This window comes from Actinocrinis sp., from assembly GCF_035653575.1.
Lineage (GTDB): Bacteria > Actinomycetota > Actinomycetes > Streptomycetales > Catenulisporaceae > Actinocrinis.
Genome location: NZ_DASRBQ010000034.1, coordinates 27,001 through 46,220, shown reverse-complemented (window position 1 = coordinate 46,220; position 19,220 = coordinate 27,001). Strand labels below are relative to the sequence as shown.

The 19,220-nt window shown below is 70.9% G+C and carries 15 protein-coding genes and 1 pseudogene; 11 read left to right on the top strand and 5 right to left on the bottom strand.

The window, feature by feature from the left end:
• Positions 1-28: 28 nt before the first annotated feature.
• From VFA06_RS05840 to VFA06_RS25840, 11 genes are all read left to right on the top strand, one after another.
• Positions 29-1,864, top strand: a complete 1,836-nt coding sequence (locus VFA06_RS05840; protein WP_324839374.1) for an acyl-CoA dehydrogenase family protein — start codon at positions 29-31, stop codon at positions 1,862-1,864.
• Complete coding sequence (locus VFA06_RS05835) at positions 1,858-3,621, top strand: acyl-CoA dehydrogenase family protein (RefSeq protein ID WP_324839373.1); 1,764 nt, start codon at positions 1,858-1,860, stop codon at positions 3,619-3,621. The genes VFA06_RS05840 and VFA06_RS05835 overlap by 7 nt, the downstream gene beginning before the upstream one ends.
• A gap of 76 nt (positions 3,622-3,697) precedes the next feature.
• The gene (locus tag VFA06_RS05830) at positions 3,698-3,994 is read left to right on the top strand and encodes an acyl carrier protein (protein ID WP_324839372.1); all 297 of its coding nucleotides are present in this window, start codon (positions 3,698-3,700) and stop codon (positions 3,992-3,994) included.
• Positions 3,994-7,089: a type I polyketide synthase gene (locus VFA06_RS05825; RefSeq protein ID WP_324839371.1), complete on the top strand. Its 3,096-nt coding sequence runs from the start codon at positions 3,994-3,996 to the stop codon at positions 7,087-7,089. Before VFA06_RS05830 ends, VFA06_RS05825 begins: the two co-directional genes overlap by 1 nt.
• Entirely contained in the window at positions 7,086-8,117 is a 1,032-nt protein-coding gene (locus VFA06_RS05820; RefSeq protein ID WP_324839370.1) for a 3-oxoacyl-ACP synthase III family protein, read from the top strand. The genes VFA06_RS05825 and VFA06_RS05820 overlap by 4 nt, the downstream gene beginning before the upstream one ends.
• Positions 8,118-8,302: 185 nt before the next feature.
• Positions 8,303-9,166 (top strand): 4'-phosphopantetheinyl transferase family protein, encoded by an 864-nt coding sequence (locus VFA06_RS05815; RefSeq protein ID WP_324839369.1) that lies wholly within the window; start codon positions 8,303-8,305, stop codon positions 9,164-9,166.
• 122 nt (positions 9,167-9,288) lie between these two features.
• On the top strand, positions 9,289-10,560 hold the full coding sequence (locus VFA06_RS05810; protein ID WP_324839368.1) for an FAD-dependent oxidoreductase: 1,272 nt from the start codon (positions 9,289-9,291) through the stop codon (positions 10,558-10,560).
• A complete protein-coding gene (locus tag VFA06_RS05805; protein ID WP_324839367.1) occupies positions 10,557-11,720 on the top strand; it encodes an alpha/beta hydrolase in 1,164 nt (387 codons plus the stop codon). Before VFA06_RS05810 ends, VFA06_RS05805 begins: the two co-directional genes overlap by 4 nt.
• Positions 11,717-12,079: a hypothetical protein gene (locus VFA06_RS05800; RefSeq protein WP_324839366.1), complete on the top strand. Its 363-nt coding sequence runs from the start codon at positions 11,717-11,719 to the stop codon at positions 12,077-12,079. Before VFA06_RS05805 ends, VFA06_RS05800 begins: the two co-directional genes overlap by 4 nt.
• A gap of 450 nt (positions 12,080-12,529) precedes the next feature.
• The gene (locus VFA06_RS05795; protein ID WP_324839365.1) at positions 12,530-12,898 is read left to right on the top strand and encodes a hypothetical protein; all 369 of its coding nucleotides are present in this window, start codon (positions 12,530-12,532) and stop codon (positions 12,896-12,898) included.
• 200 nt (positions 12,899-13,098) lie between these two features.
• Positions 13,099-13,338 (top strand): DUF5988 family protein, encoded by a 240-nt coding sequence (locus tag VFA06_RS25840; RefSeq protein WP_349260065.1) that lies wholly within the window; start codon positions 13,099-13,101, stop codon positions 13,336-13,338.
• A gap of 204 nt (positions 13,339-13,542) precedes the next feature.
• Here the strand turns inward: VFA06_RS25840 and VFA06_RS25835 are convergent.
• The 5 genes and pseudogenes from VFA06_RS25835 to VFA06_RS05770 form a co-directional block, all read right to left on the bottom strand.
• Positions 13,543-14,436: pseudogene (locus VFA06_RS25835) on the bottom strand (RNA polymerase subunit sigma-70); the annotation flags it as partial.
• Between the two features lie 14 nt (positions 14,437-14,450).
• Positions 14,451-14,867, bottom strand: a complete 417-nt coding sequence (locus VFA06_RS05785; RefSeq protein WP_324839363.1) for a VOC family protein — start codon at positions 14,865-14,867, stop codon at positions 14,451-14,453.
• A 410-nt stretch (positions 14,868-15,277) separates the two neighbouring features.
• The gene (locus tag VFA06_RS05780; RefSeq protein ID WP_324839362.1) at positions 15,278-15,853 is read right to left on the bottom strand and encodes a hypothetical protein; all 576 of its coding nucleotides are present in this window, start codon (positions 15,851-15,853) and stop codon (positions 15,278-15,280) included.
• Positions 15,854-15,942: 89 nt separating this feature from the next.
• The gene (locus VFA06_RS05775) at positions 15,943-16,731 is read right to left on the bottom strand and encodes a thioesterase II family protein (RefSeq protein WP_324839361.1); all 789 of its coding nucleotides are present in this window, start codon (positions 16,729-16,731) and stop codon (positions 15,943-15,945) included.
• The gene (locus tag VFA06_RS05770) at positions 16,728-19,217 is read right to left on the bottom strand and encodes a beta-ketoacyl synthase N-terminal-like domain-containing protein (RefSeq protein ID WP_324839360.1); all 2,490 of its coding nucleotides are present in this window, start codon (positions 19,215-19,217) and stop codon (positions 16,728-16,730) included. The genes VFA06_RS05775 and VFA06_RS05770 overlap by 4 nt, the downstream gene beginning before the upstream one ends.
• Between the last annotated feature and the right edge of the window lie 3 nt (positions 19,218-19,220).

Below are 19,220 nucleotides of genomic sequence, written 5' to 3'. Positions count from 1 at the left end.
GGCGGGCGCGGGACGGGAGAGGCCTGAGATGGGCGCAGCAGTCCGCTATCAGCCGGCCGAGGAGCTTGAGGCGCGGCTCGGGGATCCGTGGGACCCGGACACCGAGTTCTCCTACGCCCGGTGTGCACAGCTCGACGAGCGCGAGGAGTTCCCGGCCGCGATCTGCGCGCAGCTCGACGCCTGGGGCGTACCCGGTTACTACGTGCCGGTGCAGCATGGCGGCCGGCTGGACGATTACGAGCAGCTGGTGCAGCTCATGCGGGTCGTGGCGCGCCGCGACCTGACCGTCGCGATCGGACACGGCAAGACGTACCTCGGCGGCGTGTGCATGTGGGTGGCCGGCTCGAAGCAGCAGGCTGACGCGCTCGGCGCGCAGATCCGCGCCGGCGTGCCGGTCTCGCTGGGGCTCACCGAGCAGGCGCACGGCAGCGACCTGATCGGCGGCGAGGTGGCGGCGGTCCCGGACGGCCGCGGCGGGCTGCTGGTCAGCGGCGAGAAGTGGCTGATCAACAACGCGACCAGGGGCGGAATGCTCGCGCTGCTTGTGCGCACCGATCCGGCCGGAGGCCCGCGCGGATTCAGCATGCTGCTGGTCGACAAGCGCGAGCTGGCCGAGGGTACGTACCAGTACGTCGACAAGATCCACACGCTCGGCATCCGCGGAGCCGACATCAGCGGCATCCGCTTCGACGCGGCGCCGGTCCCCGAGTCGCAGATCATCGGGGCCAAGGGCGGCGGGATCGAGACGATCCTCAAGGCCCTGCAGCTGACCCGCACGATGTGCACGGCCCTGTCCCTCGGGGCCGCCGACCACGCGCTGCGGCTGGTGCTGGACTTCAACCGGGAGCGCAGGCTCTACGGCAGGACCCTGATCGAGCTGCCGAAGACCCGCTCGGTGCTGGCCACCGCGGCCGCCGACGTGCTGATCAGCGAGGCGCTGTCCATCGTCGCGTCGCGCGCGGTGCACGTGCTGACCGAGGAGATGAGCGTGGTCTCGGCGGTGGCGAAGTACCTGGTGCCGACGAGCACTGAGATGGTCATCGCCGATCTGACCCGGCAACTCGGCGCGCGCGCGTACCTCAAGGAGGTCTACGCGCACGGGATGTTCCAGAAGGTCGACCGGGACCACCGCATCGTGGGCCTGTTCGACGGCAACACGCTGGTGAATCTGAACTCGATCGTCAACCAGTTCCGCACGCTGGTGCGGATGTACCGGCGCGGCGCCGGCGACACCGCCGGAGCGGTCGCGGCCTTCGACCTGAGCGCGCCGCTGCCGCCGGTCGACCCGGCGCGGCTGTCCCTGATCGCGCGCTCAGGCAGCGGGGTGCTGGCCACGCTGCCGGACTCGATCGCGGCCCTGCGCGACGCCGCCGACCAGGTTCCCGCCCTCAAGGGCGCGGTGGCGGCGGCCGAACGGCTGGCCGAGGCGGTCGACCGGGTGCACGACGAGATGGAATCGCACCAGAACGCCCTGGCCGACGTGTCACCGCAGGCCTTTGAGACCGCGCGCCGCTACACGCTGTGCTTCGCGGCCGCCGCCTGCCTCGGCCTGTGGGCGCACAACCACAGCGCGCTCGCTGCCGAAGGAGCGCAGGGTTCTGACGCAGCGGGCTTCGGCCGGGTGTGGCGGGACGGGGTCTGGCTGCGCGCGGCGCTCGACCGGCTGCTGGTGCGGCTGGGCGAGCCGGGCGGCGTTGATGCACGCGGCGCCGCGTCATCGGGCGGCGACGGCGCGGCCTACGAGCAGTTGCTGTCCGACCTGTGCGCGGCCCGCGACGAGGGCGAGCTGTTCTCGCTGCTGCCGCTGCGGCTGGCGGGACGGCGAGAGGAACCGCAGAACACCGCCGAGGGGATGCCATGCTGAGTGAAGCGACCGCTGCGGACCGCCCGGGGACGGCCCTGCTCGATCAGGAAGCAGACGCGAGCGCCCGGGCGGCGGAGATCGAATTCGGGTTCGGCGATCCGTACGACCCGGACAGCCCGGTGGGCAACGCCCGGCTGCTGGAAGCCGACGAGGCCGCCGAGATCAGCGCCGCCGGCGAGCGGGTGCTGGACGAGCTGAAGCTCAACGCGGACTTCGTGCCGCGCGAGTTCGGCGGCCGTCTCGACCGGCTGGACACGCTGGTACGGGTGATGCGCCAGGTCTTCCGGCGCGATGTCACGCTCGGGCTCGGTTACGGCGCGACCTCGTTCATGGCCGCGGTCAACGTGTGGACCGCGGGCAGCGAGCAGCAGAAGCGCGAGCTCGCCGAGCTGCTGCTGGCCGGCGGCAAGGCCGCGGTGGCTTATCACGAGCTGGCGCACGGCAACGACTTCGTGCGCAACGAGTTCGAGGCGCGTCCTGTGGACGGCGGCGGCTTCCTGCTCGACGGCGGGAAGCAGGTCATCAACAACGCGGACCGGGCCGAGGCGCTGGCGCTGTTCAGCCGGACCTCCTCGGCTCCGGGCAGCCGCAGCCACTCGGTGCTGCTGCTGCGCCGTGACCAGCTCGACCCGCAGCGTTTCAAGACCCTGCCACGCTACACGGCGGTCGGGGTGCGCGGCTGTCACCTGTCAGGGCTGGAATTCGACGACTGCCCGGTGCCCGGCTCGGCGTTGGTGGGCGAGCTGGGCCAGGGTGTCGAGCTGGCGCTGCGCTCGTTCCAGATCACCCGCAGCGCGGTGCCCGGAATGGCCATCGGCACCGGTGACGCCAGCCTGCGCACGGCGGTGCGCTTCGCGGTGGGCCGCCAGCTGTACCGCCGCTCGGTGATGGAGATACCGCATGCGAAGGCGACCCTGTCCGCGGCCTTCCTGGACCTGCTGATCTGCGACTCGATGTCACTGGCCGGCACCCGCGCGGTGCATCTGCTGCCGGAGGAGACCAGCGTCTACGCCTCGGCGGTCAAGTACCTGGTGCCGAAGATTCTCAGCGAGGCGATGTACGAGCTCTCCATCGTGCTCGGCGCCCGGTTCTATGTGCGCGACGGCGAATTCGGCATCTTCCAGAAGCACGTGCGCGACCTGCCGGTGCTCAGCCTCGGGCACGCGGGCTCCGCCGCTTGTCAGGCCACGATCATTCCGCAGCTCTCCCGGCTGGCCAAGCGGGCCTGGTTCGCCGGCGAGCCGGCCCCGGCCGAGCTGTTCCAGCCGCGCACGGCGCTCGGCCCGATCCCGTTCGACCGGCTGACCCTGGCCAGCGGCCGGGATGGGCTGAGCGCGTCGCTGATCGCCGCGGTGGACGAACTGCCCTCCGGATCGCCGGTGGAGCGGGCGCTGCACGGCTTCGCGCTGCGGATGATGGACGAGCTGCGGCAGATGCAGGAGGAGGCGCTGGACCTCTCCCCGCAGGACCGCACCGCGCTGGCCAGCCCGGCCAGCTTCGCCCTCGCCGACCGCTACGCGGTGCTGCTGGCCGCGGCCTCGGTGCTCGGGGTGTGGCGGGAGGCGCGCGGCGGCGCGGACGAGTTCCTTGCCGACCCGTCCTGGGCCGCCACGGCGCTCTACCGGCTGGCCCGCCGGCTCGGCCAGAAGCTGCCCGACCTGCCGGACAGCTGCGCCGAGCGGGTGCACGAGGAGGTGCTGCGCCGCTTCCGCGAGCACCGCAGCTACGACCTCTACGACAGCCCGCTTTCCGCGTGACAGACCGCTGATCCAGACGATCCAGTCCAGTCCAGTCCGACCGATCCGCCCGAAGCAGAACCGCGAGGAGCCCGCAATGTCCATCGAGACGCACGACCTTTCATCCGCAAGCGCCGGGCACACCGCCGAGAGTCTGACCACCTGGCTGGTCGACCGGGTGGCCATCTACCTGCAGCGCGACCCCGCGGAAATCGACCCGAACGAGCCGCTGGCCGAGTACGGCATGGACTCCGTCGCGGCGCTGAGCCTGTGCGGCGACGTGGAGGAGGACTTCGACCTGGTGCTCGAGCCGACGGTGGCCTGGGACTACCCGACCGCCGCCGCGCTGGCCGAGCACCTGGCCGGGGAGCTGAAGGCCGCCGGGAAGTCGTGATGCGCCCCATCGCTATCGTCGGTATGGACTGCCGGTTCCCCGGCGCCGCCGACCTCGCCGGGTACTGGGACCTGCTCACCCGGTCCGGGGACGGCGTCGGCGAGGTACCGCAGCAGCGGTGGGACGCGCGCGCATTCTACTCGGCCGAGGGCGCGCAGGGACACGCGAACACGACGCAGGGCGGCTTCCTCGCGGACGTGGACGCCTTCGACAACGAGTTCTTCACCGTCTCGCCGCGCGAGGCCGCGGTGCTGGACCCGCAGCAGCGGCTGCTGCTGCAGACCGCGTGGCGGGCGATCGAGGACGCCGGGATCGCGCCGCAGCGGCTGGCCGGGACCAACGCAGGGGTCTTCATCGGCATCATGGGCAACGAGTGGGCACAGCTCTCGGTGACCGACTACGCGAACCTCACCGCGCAGGCGATCTCCGGCAACGGCTACTGCATGACCGCGAACCGGATCTCGTACCACCTGGATCTCAAGGGACAGAGTCTCGCGGTCGATACGGCGTGCTCCTCGTCGCTGGTCGCGGTGCACTTGGCCACCAACGCGCTGCTCGCCGGGGAGTGTGATTACGCGCTGGCCGGTGGCGTGAACGTCGCCGTGACGCCGAGCCTGAGCATCTTCTACACGCAGGCAGGCCTGTCCGCGCCGGACGGACGGTGCAAGCCGTTCAGCGCCGACGCTGACGGAATCGGGCGCGGCGAGGGCGTCGGCGTCGTGGTGCTGCGGCGGCTTGAGGACGCGATCGCGGACGGCCAGCGAGTGTACGCGGTGATCCGCGGCAGCGCGGTCAATCAGGACGGGCGCAGCAACGGGATCACCGCGCCGAACCGCTGGTCGCAGCGGGAGGTCATCGCGGCGGCATATCGGCGCGCCGAGGTCGAGCCCGAAGACGTGACCTTCCTGGAGGCGCACGGCACTGGCACGCAGCTCGGCGACCGGATCGAGACCAACGCGCTCGGCGACCTGCACGCGGGCCGGGCTAAGCCGCTGGCGTTCGGTTCGGTGAAGGGCAACCTCGGGCACACCGAGGGCGCGGCGGGTATCGCGGGCCTGATCAAGGTCGCGCTCTCGCTGCACCACCGGATGGTTCCCGCGAGCCGGTTCGCGGCGAAGGAGAACCCTGCGTTGCTGCTCGCGGACCGCGGGCTCAAGCTGCTCAAGGCCCCGCTGCGGCTGCCGGCGAAGGAGCCGGCGATCGCGGGGCTGAGCAGCTTCGGGCTCGGCGGCACGAACGCGCACGCGGTGCTGGAGTCGGCGCCGGTGATCGCGCGTACGCCCGCCGCCCGCAGCTTGACGGGCGCGCACGCCGGTTCCGACCCGGCCTGCGGCATCGGCGCCGGAGTCTTCACGCTGACCGCCTCCTCACCGGAGGGGCTGCGCCGCAACCTGCTCGTCCAGGCGGAGGCGGTGGCCCGGCAACGCGGCCGCGCCGCGGCGCTGTGCTGGGCCAGCAACGAGGTGAAGACCGGGCAGCGGTACCGATACGCCGTGGCCGCCGACGACACCCGCGACCTGGCCGAGGCGTTGCGCGCGGCGGCCGAGGATCCGGCCGTGGTCGGCGCGGACGTGCCGCGCCCGAAGACCCGGCCGAAGCTGGCTTTCCTCTTCACCGGGCAGGGTTCGCAGTTCCCGAAGATGACCATGACCCTCGCCGCGCAGGCGCCGCTGTATCGCGGCTTCCTGCGCGAGGCCGACGAAGCGTTGCGGCCCCACGTGGGCGAGTCAGTGCTCGATCTCATCGCCTCCGGCGACGAGCGGATTCACCACACCGGCTTCACCCAGCCCGCGTTGTTCGCGGTCGGATACGCCCTCACTCGCACCCTCAGCGAGCTGGGCATCGAGCCCGCGTACCTGCTCGGGCACAGCGTCGGCGAGTACGTGGCCGCGACGCTGGCCGAGGTCTTCCCGCTGGAGGCCGCCGCGCAGCTGATCGCGACGCGCGGCGCACTGATGCAGGAACTGCCGGCCGGCGGCGGAATGCTCTCGGTGCAGGCCGACCCGGCCGACCTCGAGGAGCTGGTCGCCGACGAGCCGCTGGTCGGCATCGGGGCGGTCAACGGCCCGCGATCCACGGTGCTTTCCGGCGATCTGGGCGCGCTCGGCCGGATCGCGGCGGCGCTGAAGGAACGCAGGGTTCGCAGTCAGCCGCTCACGGTGTCGCACGCCTTCCACTCGCCGCTGATGGAGCCGATGCTCGAGCGCTTCGCCGCCGTGGCCGAGCAGGTCGGCGGCGGCGTGCCGCGGCTGCCGATCCACTCGACCGTCTATGGCAGAGCATTGAGCAAGAACGAGGCGATGGACGCGGAGTACTGGACGCGGCACGTGAGCGCGCCGGTGCTGTTCGCCGACGCCGCCGAGCGGCTGCTCGAGGTGAATCCGGCCGCGCTGATCGAGGTGGGTCCGAAGCCGATCCTCAGTTCCCTGATCCGCCGGATCGGTGCGCAGCCCGGACGGCGCGCGCTGCACCCGATCCCGAAAGAGGAGTCGGGCGCGCGCGATCTGGCCGGGGCGGTCGCGGAGCTCTTCCGTGTCGGCGTCGACCCGGAATGGTCAGCGCTCTACGACGAGTCCGATCGCCGTGGCTTCGCGCCGCTCGCGCCGTACAGCTTCTCGGCGGCACACCGGTACTGGAGCCACAAGCCGGTCACCGTGCTGCAGCCAGACGCCGACGACCAGCTCGGCTGGGATGCCGCGCCCTGGACCTCGCAGCAGGTGGACGGCGCCGCATCCGTCAAGTCTCAGCCCGCTGATGCCCAGGCCGGCGCCGCGGCCGCCGGCGACGACCCGGTGTGGGAGGCGGTCGTCTCGGTCATCTCGCAGGTCGGCGACTACCTGCCGAGCCAGATCTCGCCGCGCTCGCGGCTGTACGAGGACCTCGGCTTCGACTCGGTGATGGCGATGGAGCTGCGGGACCGGCTGGAGTCGCGCCTGTCCGGGCTCGGCTCGCTCTCCACCCAGGAGCTGCTCGCGGTCATGGCGACGGCCGGCGAGCTGGCCGAGTTCCTGCGGTCCCGGTACCAGAGCACGACTTCCGAGAGCGCGATCTCCAACAGCACTGCCCCATCCGAAGAAGTGGAGGCGGCACGATGACGGGCACTGATACGGCTGAGGCGTACCTCGCGGGCATCGGCACGTTCCTACCCGGCGACCCGGTCGACAACGCGACGCTGTCGAAGGTGCTCGGGGTGAACCAGGACTGGGTCGAGGCCTTCATCGGCACCAAGACCCGGCACTTCGCCAAGGAGCTGAGCACCGGCGAGGTGCAGTGGTCGCTGGCCGACCTGTGCGCCCGCGCGGCCGACCTGGCCGTCGAGGACAGCGGGATCGATCCGGCCGAGATCGAGTTCATCGTCATGGGCACGGCGACGCCGGACACGCTGATGCCGGCGACGGTCAACCACGTGGCGGACCAGCTCGGGCTCAACCAGCTGCCGACCTACCAGCTGCAGTCCGGCTGCGCGGGCGCGGTACAGGCGCTGGATCTGGCGCACAGCTTCGTGACCAGCGGCCGGTACCGCACCGGTCTTGTGCTGGGCGGCGACGTGTGCAGCAAGCACCTCGACGTGCACATGGACTTCTCCGCGGTCCCGCCGAGCGAGCTGGTCAACTTCGTGCTCTTCGGTGACGGGGCCGGCGCCGCCGTGCTGAGCGCGGAGCCCGGTGCGCGCCGGATCGCGGTGCGCCGGGTGCTCAACCGGCTGACCGGCCTCGGCCGCGCGCCCGGCCAGGTGATCGAGTGGTTCGGGATCGCCGACCGGGACAGCGACAAGCAGGCCGCCAAGGAGGATTACAAGGCCATCGAGGAGTCGGTTCCGGTGATGGCCGTGGAGATCCTCTGGGAGCTGCTCGGCGAGCTCGACTGGTCCGCCGAACAGCTCGACTTCCTGCTCCCGCCGCAGCTGTCCGGCCGGATGACCAAGCGGATCTTCGAGCAGCTGGGCGTGCCCGGCGCGCAGGAGGTCTCCTGCGTCGCCGAGACCGGCAACAACGGCAACGCGCTGCCGTTCGTCCAGCTGGAACGGCTCGCCGGGCGGATCGCCCCGGGGCAGCGGGCCCTGGGCGTCGCCGTCGAGTCCAGCAAGTGGATCAAGGGCGGCTTCGCGCTGGAAATGGTCTGACCCCGCGCGGCGCACGCCGCGCGCCGTCTCGGCCCGAAGCCAAGGCACACCGTTCCACCGCCCCACCGCGCACCGTTCCACCGCCCCTGGCCACTTAATCATCAATACAGATACATACTCCAGATCGGAATCGCCGTGACCGCACAGCCGACCCGCGCCGAGCCCCGCCGTCAGGCGGTGCTGCCGTGACCGCGCCCGCAGGCTTCGGCGAGCTGATCCGGATCTCCGGCCCGGACGCCGCGTGGGGCCGGGTGCGCGCCGACCTGGGCGCCTACGGAGTGGTGCTGCTCTACGCGGTGCTGGCGGACTGGCGGCCGGACCGGGCGGGCGGGCCGCGGCTGCGCGCGCTGCTGGGCCGGGACTGGGCGCGCTACCTGGAGCTGACCCATCCGGAGGTGCGGGTGCGGTTCGCCGCCTCGCGGGTGCTGCTCAAGTTCGCCGCCGCGGCGGTGCTCGAGGTGCCGGCTCATCTCATCGAACTGACTTATGGCCCGACCGGGCGGCCCTACCTGCGCGGGTACGACGCGGTGGACATCAGCCTGAGCCACACCGACGACCTGCTGCTGGTCGGCATGACCACGCGCGGCGTCATCGGTGTGGACGCGGAGCGCGCGGACCGGCGGCTCTACGGGCCGGGGCTCGGCAAGCACCTGTGCACGCCGCACGAGCTCGAACTCCTGGAGCAGTTCCCTGAGTCGGAGCGCAACGACGCGCTGGTGCGCCTCTGGACGCTGAAGGAGGCGTACAGCAAGGCGATCGGCCAGGGCATGCAGTTCCGGTTCACCGACTTCGGCTTCGGCCCGGGCGCCCCGGCCACGGTCAACCTGCCGGACGGCCAGCCCGGCACCGGCTCGGAGTGGATGTTCCGCACCTACGGCGTCGGCGACGACTACGTGGTCAGCGTCGCGGTCGGCGACCGGGGCTTCGGCGAGACCGACGACACCGCCGCGGTCACCATGCTCGAATCAAGCTTCGTCGACGCCTTGACCGAGGTGCTCGGCGAGGACGAGCCCGAGTCAGAGGGCGAAGACGCCTTCGGCTCCTGGTAGCGCCGCTCCTTCCGGTCCAAACCGGGCCTTTAGCCCCGCCGGGCAGCCTGAATATGCGCCTTTTGGCACCGCTGGCACCGCCGACTCCCTTGACGTGCCGACCTCCCTGGAAGGGGTTCGCAATGCCCGACGAACTGTCCGTGCAAGTGTGCGTGGTGGGCGGCGGCCCCGCCGGCCTGACGCTGGGTCTTGAGTTAGCCCGGCTCGGGGTCCGGGTCGCCGTGGTGGAGCAGAGCGGGCACTTCAACCGCTCGTTCCGTGGCGAGTCCGTCTCGCCGGACTCGGTGTGGCTGCTCGACCGGCTCGGCATGCTCGGGCGGCTGCGCGGCACCTACCACGAGATGCGCCGCATGGAGATCACCGACGGCGGCCGGGTCGTGATGAACGCGGACTTCGATGACTTCCCGTATCCGTACCCTTACCCGGTCGAGCTGCCGCAGCCGGCGCTGCTCACCGCGCTCGCGGAGGAGGCGGCGCAGCACAGCTGCTTCACCCTGCTCAAGCGCGCCACCGCGGTGGAGTTGCTGCGCGACGCCTCAGGCATCGCAGGGGTGCGCGTCGCGGGCCCGGAAGGCCAGATCGACGTGAGGGCGGCGCTGACCGTGGCCGCCGACGGCAGGTTCAGCAAAGTGCGCGAGATGTCCGGGTTGCAGTACACGAAGATCCCGCTCGACCGCGACGTGGTGTGGCTCAAGCTGCCCTTCCCCGCGGAGTGGGACGACGTGACGTACCGCGTGCGGATCAACGGCGGCAACCACGGCCTGTTCATCCCGACCCACCCGGACGACGTGCGAGTCGGCTTCAACATCCCCAAGGGCGGTCTCAAAGCACTGCGAGCCGAGGGCATCGGCGCGCTGCACCGGCGGCTCGACGACCTGGCGCCGGAGCTGTCCGCGGCCGTGCGGGCAGAGATCCGCAGCTGGTCGGACACCTCGATGCTGGACATCTTCACCACCGTGGTCCCGCAGTGGTCGATGCCGGGCCTGCTGCTGATCGGCGACGCGGCGCACACCCTCTCTCCGATCCTCGGCCAGGGCGTCAACCACGCGATCATCGACGCGGTCACGCTGGCCCCGATGGTCGCGCCGGTACTCGACTACCCGCGCACCGACAAGGGCGAGCTCGCGGCGGTGCTGCAACGCTTCCAGCAGCAGCGCGAGCCCTCGATCGCCCGCTCGCGCGGGCTGCAGCTGCGCCAGGAGCGGATGTTCGCGCTCTCCAAGCCGCTCGCGGTGGCCGGGCGGCGCAGCCTGTACTGGCTGGTGGACCGCTCCCCCGCGCTCAAGCAGCGGGTGCTGGCCGGGGCGTACTTCCAGCTTCAGGAGCGCGGCGCCGCGCGCATCGCGGCCGCCGGTGCAGCCGCGGCGGCCCCCGCGGAAGTGGGCGCACCGTGAGCACTCGGACCCGCTCGAACGACCTGGACGAACTGAAGGAGTTCGCCCGCCTGCACGCCAAAGGCCAGGGCATGAAGGCGCGGCGGCTGGAACGGATCCTGGCCCGCATCCGCACTGACGAGCCGGGCGCGACGGACTCGTGGACACGGGTCTGGTCCGCCGAGGCGCAGGCCATGGCGGCGCGCGGCAAGCCGGTGCAGGCCTGTCAGTACTACACGCTGGCCCGCTTCCCGCATCACGGCGACGAGGACCGGATCGCGGCGCAACGCGGCGTCGTCGAGTCCTTCGACGCTTGGCGCGGCTCACGCGGCCGGGGCATCGAAAAGCTCGAGTTCCAGACCCCAGACGGCACCTTCTCCGCGTGGGCTGCCGGCTTGGACGCACCGAATCCCTTGCCGCTGCTGGTGGTCATGGGCGGCATCGTGAGCGCCAAGGAGCAGTGGGCGCAGCTACTACCGCGCTTCGCGAAGCTGGGCTTTGCGACCGTCGTTGCGGAAATGCCGGGCGTCGGGGAGAACACGCTGCCCTACGGACCCGACTCGTGGCGGCTGCTCGGCTTCCTGCTCGACCAGCTCAACGGGCGCGCGCAGGAGCGCAACGTCTCGCTGCTGACCCTCAGCTTCAGCGGGCACATGGCGCTGCGCGCGGCCGCGCACGACGAGCGAATCGGCAGGATCCTGACGGTCGGTGCGCCGATCACGCGCTTCTTCACCGACGAGGGCTGGTGGCCCCGCGTCCCGCGAATCACCAAGGACACCCTCGTCGCGCTCACCGGCCAGCCGAGCGAGGCCGCGCTGGTCGAGGCGTTCCGGCACGGCTGGGCGCTGACGCCTGAGGAGCTGAGCGCGGTACGCGTGCCGGTCCGATACGTCGTCAGTGCGCGCGACGAGATCATCCCCGGCGGCGAGCGGGCCTTCCTCGCCGAGCACCTGGCCGACGTCGGATTCCTCGAGTTCGACGACGTACACGGCTCGCCCGCGCATCTGGGCGAGCTGCGGCTGTGGCTGCTGCTGCAGCTGTTGCGGACCAACGGAATCGAGGACAAGCGCACCAAGGTGCTCTCAACGATCCTCGCCCTGCGCGCCGCCAAGCCCCGCCGCAAGACAGCCCCCGCCCGACCGGGCCCGACCCCGTCCCTCCCCCTCCAGGAATCGCGATGAGCCTGCTGTCCACCGCCCTGTCCATCCCGCTGATCCTCGAATTCACGGTCGCGCCGATCAACCTGATCACCGGCCGCAACGCGCACATCTTCACCGAGTTCACCGGGATCACCAGCCGCCCGGCGATGCTGACCGTGGCCGCGCTCAACGCCGCGGGCGCCGGCCTGCTGACGCTCGGCTTGGTCAATCGGCAGGCCGCCGTGCTCGGCGCGCTGGTCATCGGCGGGGTGAGCGCCTGGTACCTGATCATGATGATGCGCCACGGGCACACCGGCATCGGCATCCCGGCGTTCCTGCTGACCGGCGCCCTCGCCCTGGGCATCCTGCTGGAGCGCACCCGCGGCCGCCGGCTGATCTGAATCGCGGCTCGCCTGATTCGCGGCTCGTCTGAGTCACCGCGTCCTGACACCCGGACGGCAACCCGGCCGCCGCCCGACGGACTTCCTCCGGACTTGCACCACGTCGCGCCGATTCCCCTCGCGGAATCGGCGCGATTTCGCTGCGAGCTTTTCTCGCGCTGCACTAGCGTGGCCGCCCGTACGTCTCTCCGTGATCAAACGATCGCCGAGAGTAGACAAGGCGGAGTCGTGCGGCACTGCCGGCGGCGAGGAGACGGGCGCGAAACGGTGCGGCTGAGGTGGTCACGCATGACTGTGCGGCGCGGTGGAAGTGAAGACGGCTCGGGGCGGCAGCGCGCCTCCGGGAGCGGCCGGCACGCCACGCGCGAGCGCGGTCGGGCCGCCGAACCGGCATCCGAGCAACCCGCGGACCCCGCCTCCGCCTCCCCACCGAGAGAGCAGAGGATTGCGATGAACGTGGACGCGGCCTTGAAAGAGGCGATGTCGATCGACGGCGCGATTGGCGCCGCCCTTGTCGACTACACCAGCGGGATGGCGCTGGGCACACTCGGCACGAGCAAGGATCTCGACCTGACGGTGGCCGCGGCCGGCAACACCGAGGTGGTGCGCGCCAAGGCGCGGACGATGGAGATGCTCAAGATGAACGACGCCATCGAGGACATATTGATCACGCTCGGCAAGCAGTACCACCTGATCCGGCCGCTCACCGGCCGCAACGGCGGCGGACTGTTCATGTACCTCGCGCTGGACAAGGCGCGCTCGAACCTCGCGATGTCCCGGCACCAGCTGCGCGCGATCTCGGACGACCTCGACGTCTGATCCGCGCACGACGCCGATACTCGATCACTGCTTAGGCTCGGATTTAGCAGGTCGGCGCATCATATAAGTGCGCTGAAAGGCGGCGCGAGCGGCGAACCGCCCGGGACTGGTGTCCCCTCCCCTCCAACCCGCGTGCCGGGCGGTTCGTTCGCGATCCAGCGCTGTCGGACTTGCTGCATCACCGAGGAGGAGTGAGCGCGATGGAAGCCACCGACACGGAAACCGTCCCCGACATCCCGAACGCGTTCCTGCGCGGCATCCCGACCAGCCTGCTGATCGACGGAGCGCGCGAGCGGCGGGTGGACGAGATCGACGAGAACCTCAAGCTGTTCATGGGCAACCGGCACGAGCACTTCCGCCCGCTGGCCGAGACCGTCACGATCGGCGGGCGCGAACTGCGCGTGTTCGAGTGGACTCACTCGACCTTCGTGGCCGAGTGAGTCCACCGGCCGGACGCGGGCCTGGCGGGTCGGGCCTCTCGCCGCGGCGCCCGCGAGTCCTACGGCCCCTGCGGATCCCGCGAGGGCTACTGCGGCAGCTCTTCCGGGAGCCCGAACGCGGCGAACAGGCTCGGGCCGAAGGTGGTCCGCCTCCGCGATCAGCCCGCCGCGGGTGCGCAGCACGTCGAGCTTGAACGCCCGGAACCGCGAGTCCCCGAAGCGGCGCAGGTAGCTGGCCGCCGCCGGCTGGCGGTTCGCGGCGGTCGGCAGCAGCCGCCAGTCGCCCTCGCGCTGGTCGCCGAAGGCCCGTTCGAGCAGCGTGCGCATCGCCTCGATCCCGTCGAACAGGTACGGGTACGGCGGCATGGTGATGCGGATGTCCTGCGCGGAGATGGCGACCGCGGCCACCGCGTCCCCGCGTTCGTGCGCGTCGATGAACTGCTCGAGCAGCTGCTTGTCCTGGGTACTGAGCACCGGGGCCGACCACTCGCCGCGGCTTGTCGCAAGGTTCTGCTGCATGGTGGCGCGCGCTCGCTGCAGGGCGCTGTTGGCCGCCGCGACGCTCGTGCCCAGCAGGCCCGCGGTCTGGTCCGCGGGCCAGCCGAGCACGTCGCGCACGATGAACGCCGCGCGTTGCCGGGGCGGCAGCAGCTGCATCGCGGCGAGGAAGGCCAGCTCGATGGTCTCCCGGTCGACGGCGACCGCGTCAGGCTGCTGATCACTCGGCGCGACCTCGTCAAGCAGCCGGTCGGGGTACGGCTGAAGCCACGGCACCTCGGCGAAGGACCGCAGCTTCGCCAGCCGGCGCGCATTGCGGCGCAGCTGGTCGAGGCACACGTTGGTGGCGATGCGGTACAGCCAGGCCCGAAACAGCATGCTGCCGTCGAAGCCGTCCAGCGCCCGCCAGGCGTTCAGCAGCGTCTCCTGCACGGCGTCCTCGGCCTCGTCGAAGGAGGCGAGCATCCGGTAGCAGTGCACGTGCAATTCGCGCCGGTACCGCTGGGTGAGCCGCGCGAATGCCGCCTCGTCGCCGCCGACCGCCGAGGCGATGTCCGCCGCGACGTCGGCCCCCTGCTTCGTCCCTGCCCGCGTAACCACGTTCCCCGCTCCGGTCAGTTCTCGTACGGGTCCTTCTTGCGCTCCTGCACCAGCCACTCGTTGCCGTCCGGGTCGCTGAACGAGGCGAAGGAGTTGTAGTCGCCGCGCTGCGGGTCCGGACCGGAGAGCTGCCGGCCGTCCTCGAAGTGGAAGACCTCGCTCACGTCCACGCCGTTCCCGGCCAGTTCGGCCCGGGCGGCGTCGATGTCCGTGACGACCAGGTGCAGGCCCTTGATGGGGTTCGCGCCGTCCTTGTTGCGCATGAGCGCGATCGAACAGCGCGAGCCGTTCGGGGTCAGCTGCACGACGCGGAAGTCCTCGTTGGGCTGGTAGTCGACCTCCAGCTTGAACCCAAGCTGCTCGGCGTAGAACCGCTTGGCCCGGTCCACGTCCGCGACGGGCAGCACGATCAGTTCCAGCTTCCATTCCATGGCGGTCTCCTCGGCTCGTTCGGTCGGCCTGGTCACCGACGCTACTCACGGATGAAACGACGCGGCCGCGGGAAACTCATCGGTGCCCCGATGAACTGGTGATCGCCCTGGTCAGACGGCTACGGTCGGCCTAGGCCGTGGGTAAGAAGTATCGCCGGGGCCGCGACGCCTGCCACGCACGCTCACTACGTTGGCGAAACGCCCACAGACGACCCGGTATGAGGGCGCTCCGCCGCCTTGCGATCGCACGCGCCAGACGCCGCGGCCGTATCCGACGCTACTTCTTACCCACGGCCTGGTCCGTTCAGGTGGCGCAGCTGTTCAGAACGCGCCTGTTCAGACCGCCTGTTCAGCCGCGCCTGTTCAGACCGCCTGTTCACGGGACGCGGCAGCGCACAGCCCGCGACGGGTCACTTCAAGCCGAGTCGCTGTTCGGCCGTGGTCCAGTCCGAGGCGATCGCCTGCTGCGCCGCGGCCAGGGTCACCTTTCCCGAGCAGACCGCGTCGTGCAGGTCGTTTTCGACCGTGTCCTTCGGGTTCGGGACCTTCCCTATCTCCGGCCAGAGGTTCGCCTCGTCGTTGGACCCGCCGAGCTCCAGCGAGACCAGGTGGTCGAGTTCGGAGGTCGTCCCGGCAGGCACGCCGTAGGCGAGGTAGAGCGTGTGCTTCGCCTTGTCCGTCTCACCGGTCGAAGGGCGCACCGTCGCGGTGTAGCCGCTGCGGCAGATCGTGGTCTGGATGTTCGCCTGGGTCACCGCGGGGTCGAACGAGCCGGGGGTGCACTGCGGATCGGGGCGCGGGCCGGCCAGGAAGTGACAGGTCGTTATCTTGATGGAGTCCGTGACCTGCTTCGGGTCATGCACGGCGAGCAGGCCGCCGGTACGCGGCTCGATCGAACCGTTGCCGGACCCGGCAGCGGTAGGCGACGCCCCGCTCGATTCGCCTCCGCCGAGCTTCGATAGGGCCCCTGATTTACATCCGCTCACCGCTAGTAACAACACGATGACAGTCGTGGCCGCAGATACGGCCGTGGCGCGGAAACGCTGCGCACTACCCGAAGTTCGCCTCATGCCCGTCACTGTGGCAGATCCGCGGCTCCACGTCTCGCAGCGAATGCGGCCTCTTCGACGAGTTGCCGGGCGAATGCGGTGAAAGCCTCGCCGAGGAAATAGAAATGGCCCCCGGGGAACATTCGCTGCCGTACCTGTCCGGTGGTTTCCCGGGACCACGCGCTCAGCATGTGCTTTGGCGCGCGCGGATCTGCCTCGCCGCCGAACACGGTCACCGGGCTGCTGATCGGCGGGCGGTCCGGGTGCGGTGCGTACGAGTCGACCGCGCGCAGATCCGCTCGGGCGACGCGCAGGAAGTGCTCGACGAAGGCCGGTGCGTCCTGGATCCGCTCGGGCGTGCCGCCCATGCCGATCAGCTCACTGAGCAGGGCGTCATCGTCGAGCTCGTACAGCCGGCCGCGCAGATGGGCCTGGAAGCTCGGGGCGGCCCGGCCCGACACGCCGACCCAGGCCGGCGGGCTGCTCGCGCCGTGCTCCAGCGCCCTGGCGACCTCGATGGCGAGTACCGCGCCTAGGCTGTGCCCGAAGATGGCGTACGGCACATCGGTCCACGGCTGCACTTCACTGACGATCAGCTCCACGATCTCAGGCAGACTCTGCCGCAGCGGCTCGGCGTGCCGCTTGCCGCGGCCGGGCAGGTCGAGCAGGACCAGGTCCCAGTCCGCAGGTAGTTCGCGGGCCAGCGGGTAGTAGACCGCGGCCGAGCCGCCGGCGTGGTGGAAGCCGATGACGCGCAGCGCCGGATCGTCCAACGGGCGCGGGCGGATGTAGCCGGAGGCTGAGGTAGTGGTCATGCGCCGTTCGCCTTGTCGGCCGGGACGCGTGCCTCGACGATCCGCCGGGTGAGCCGGTCGATCAGCACGCTGATCTGGAGGTCCTCGTTGAAGTCGTCCAGCGGGATCTCGACCTGGTAGCGCTCCTCGATGCTCATGGTCAGTTGCATCGCCGTGAACGAGTCCCCGCCGACCTCCAGGAAGGTCTCGGTGTGGTCCAGCGCCTCCTCGGCGTGCATGATGCTCATCAGCTCGCTGATGAGGAACTCGTGGATCAGTTCCTGGTCGAGCGCCGCCTGCGCGGTCTGCGCGGTATCGGCGGACTGCTCGGGCGCGGGGGCTTTGTCGGGCACGCGGGCATTGCCGGGCACAGGCGCCTCGTCGGACGCGCCGGCACGTTGCGTGGGCACGGTGCGCAGTGCCGGCTCGTCGATCCAGCAGCGCTTGCGGCGGAAGGCGTACGTCGGCAGGTCACCGAGTATGCGCGCGCCGGCTGGGCGCAGGGCCTCCAGCCTCAAGTCCGCGCCGTCGACGAACAGGGCCGCGAGCGCGTTCAGCAGATTGGCCGGGCTCGCCGCGGCCTCCTCGGTGATCAGCGGGAAGACCTGCTCGCCCCAAGCCACCTCGGCTGCCGCAGCGCCCGAGGTCGGCGTACGCTGCTCGGCCTTGACCCGAAGCCCGAGGCTCTGCAACAGCCGCTTGATGCGCTCTGCCGGGGCCTGGTCCTCTCCCCCGATGACGGCGCCGAGCTGTGGATAAGCGGCGATGAGTGCTTTGATTCCGGCGGACAGCCGCACCACTCCGGAGCCGACCCGCAGCGTGACCGAGGTCTGGGCATTCTTCGCGGTGACCTTGCCGGCGTGGCCCACCGCGACGGCCAGCTTCTCGGCCAGCTCGCCACCGCTGGTGCCGACCACGGCGACGCGGTGCTCGAAGGGAGCGCGGCCCGCGCGCAGCGTGTGCGCGGCTGCGGCCAGTTGTTCCTGCGGAGTGCCGACTAAGTACGACGCGGTCGCGGTGACGAGTTCGGTGAGGCTGGTCGCGTTCTTCGCGGAGAGGGTCACAAGGTGCGCCATCGCACTGGCGGCGGCCGGTGCTTCGGGCTGCGGCGCGGGCGTGTAGGCCTCCAGGATCGCGTGCGCGTTGGTGCCGCTCATACCGAAGGCGCTGACGCCTGCGATGCGCCGCTCGTATCCGGACGGCCACGGGGTCTGCGTACGCGGCACGGTGAGCCGGACCCGGTCCCAGGGGATGTACTCGTTGAGCGGCCCGGCGTCCGGCGCGACGGCCACCGGGACCACGCCGTGCTGCAGCATCAGCACGATCTTGATCAGGGCCGCGATCCCGGCCGCGCCCTCCAGGTGCCCGAGCCGCGATTTCAGGGTGCTGAGTAGCGCGGGCACGGTCCGGTTCGGCGCCCCGGCGCCGATCACCGCGTCCAGCGCGCCGACCTCGATCGGGTCGCCGAGCGAGGTGCCGGTGCCGTGGGTCTCCACGACGCCGACTTCATGTGCCGCGACGCCGGCGTCGGCGAGCGCGGCCCGGATCACCTCCTGCTGCGCGATCCCGTTCGGGACGGTCAGGCCGGAGGAGGCGCCGTCGTGCATGACCGCGCTGCCGCGCAGGACCGCCAGGATCGGCCGGCCCTCGCGCTCGGCGTCGTCGAGCCGCATCAGCACCGCGACACCGACGCCCTCGCCGCGGCCGTAGCCGTCGGCGGCGGCGGTGAAGGTCTTGGAGCGGCCGTCCGGGGCGAGGGCCTGGTTCTGGCACAGCGAGACCATCAGATCCGGCGAGAAGATCAGGTTCGCGCCGCCGACCAGGGCGTAGCGGCATTCCCCGCGTCGCAGCGCCTGCGCGCCGAGGTGCAGCGCCACGAGCGAGGAGGAGCAGGCGGTGTCCACGCTCACTGCGGGCCCTGAGAAGCCCATCACGTAGCTGACCCGGCCGGCGGCCATCGACAGACCGCCGCCGGTGCCGTAGTAGGGGTCCACCTCGCGGTCGCCGGTGCGGTTGGTCAGCCGCTCGCCGTATTCCGAGGTCATGATGCCGATGAAGACCCCTGCGTTGATGCGGTCGCGCCGCCGCACCGCGATTCCGGCGCGCTCCATCGCCTCCCAGGCGGTCTCCATCAGCAGCCGCTGCTGCGGGTCGGTGGACTCGGCCTCGCGCTGGGACATGCCGAAGAACGCCGGGTCGAACTCGGCGACGTCGGAGAGGAATCCGGCGCGGTCGACGTAGGAGCGGTTCGGCGTGTTCGGCTTCGGGTCGAAGACGGAGCGCAGGCCGGGGCGGTCCTCGGGGATCTCGCGGACGACGTCGCGGTCGCCGAGCAGGAATTCCCAGTAGTCCTGCGGCGTGTTCAGCCCGCCGGGCAGCCGCAGCGCGGTGGACACGATCGCCAGCGGCGCGGTGCGTTCCGCCTCGAGCTCGCGGATACGAGCCTTGAGTTGCTTGGACAGCTTGAGCTGTTCCGCCATCAGGTGAAGCAGTTCCTTGTTGTCCATTTC

Excerpts from the sequence above, each read along its gene's own strand:
- VFA06_RS05840 (WP_324839374.1), top strand. The coding sequence starts at position 29 with ATGGGCGCAGCAGTCCGCTATCAGCCGGCCGAGGAGCTTGAGGCGCGG.
- VFA06_RS05835 (WP_324839373.1), top strand. The coding sequence starts at position 1,858 with ATGCTGAGTGAAGCGACCGCTGCGGACCGCCCGGGGACGGCCCTGCTC.
- VFA06_RS05830 (WP_324839372.1), top strand. The coding sequence starts at position 3,698 with ATGTCCATCGAGACGCACGACCTTTCATCCGCAAGCGCCGGGCACACC.
- VFA06_RS05825 (WP_324839371.1), top strand. The coding sequence starts at position 3,994 with ATGCGCCCCATCGCTATCGTCGGTATGGACTGCCGGTTCCCCGGCGCC.
- VFA06_RS05820 (WP_324839370.1), top strand. The coding sequence starts at position 7,086 with ATGACGGGCACTGATACGGCTGAGGCGTACCTCGCGGGCATCGGCACG.
- VFA06_RS05810 (WP_324839368.1), top strand. The coding sequence starts at position 9,289 with ATGCCCGACGAACTGTCCGTGCAAGTGTGCGTGGTGGGCGGCGGCCCC.
- VFA06_RS05800 (WP_324839366.1), top strand. The coding sequence starts at position 11,717 with ATGAGCCTGCTGTCCACCGCCCTGTCCATCCCGCTGATCCTCGAATTC.
- VFA06_RS05795 (WP_324839365.1), top strand. The coding sequence starts at position 12,530 with ATGAACGTGGACGCGGCCTTGAAAGAGGCGATGTCGATCGACGGCGCG.
- VFA06_RS25840 (WP_349260065.1), top strand. The coding sequence starts at position 13,099 with ATGGAAGCCACCGACACGGAAACCGTCCCCGACATCCCGAACGCGTTC.
- VFA06_RS05785 (WP_324839363.1), bottom strand. The coding sequence starts at position 14,867 with ATGGAATGGAAGCTGGAACTGATCGTGCTGCCCGTCGCGGACGTGGAC.
- VFA06_RS05775 (WP_324839361.1), bottom strand. The coding sequence starts at position 16,731 with ATGACCACTACCTCAGCCTCCGGCTACATCCGCCCGCGCCCGTTGGAC.
- VFA06_RS05770 (WP_324839360.1), bottom strand. The coding sequence starts at position 19,217 with ATGGACAACAAGGAACTGCTTCACCTGATGGCGGAACAGCTCAAGCTG.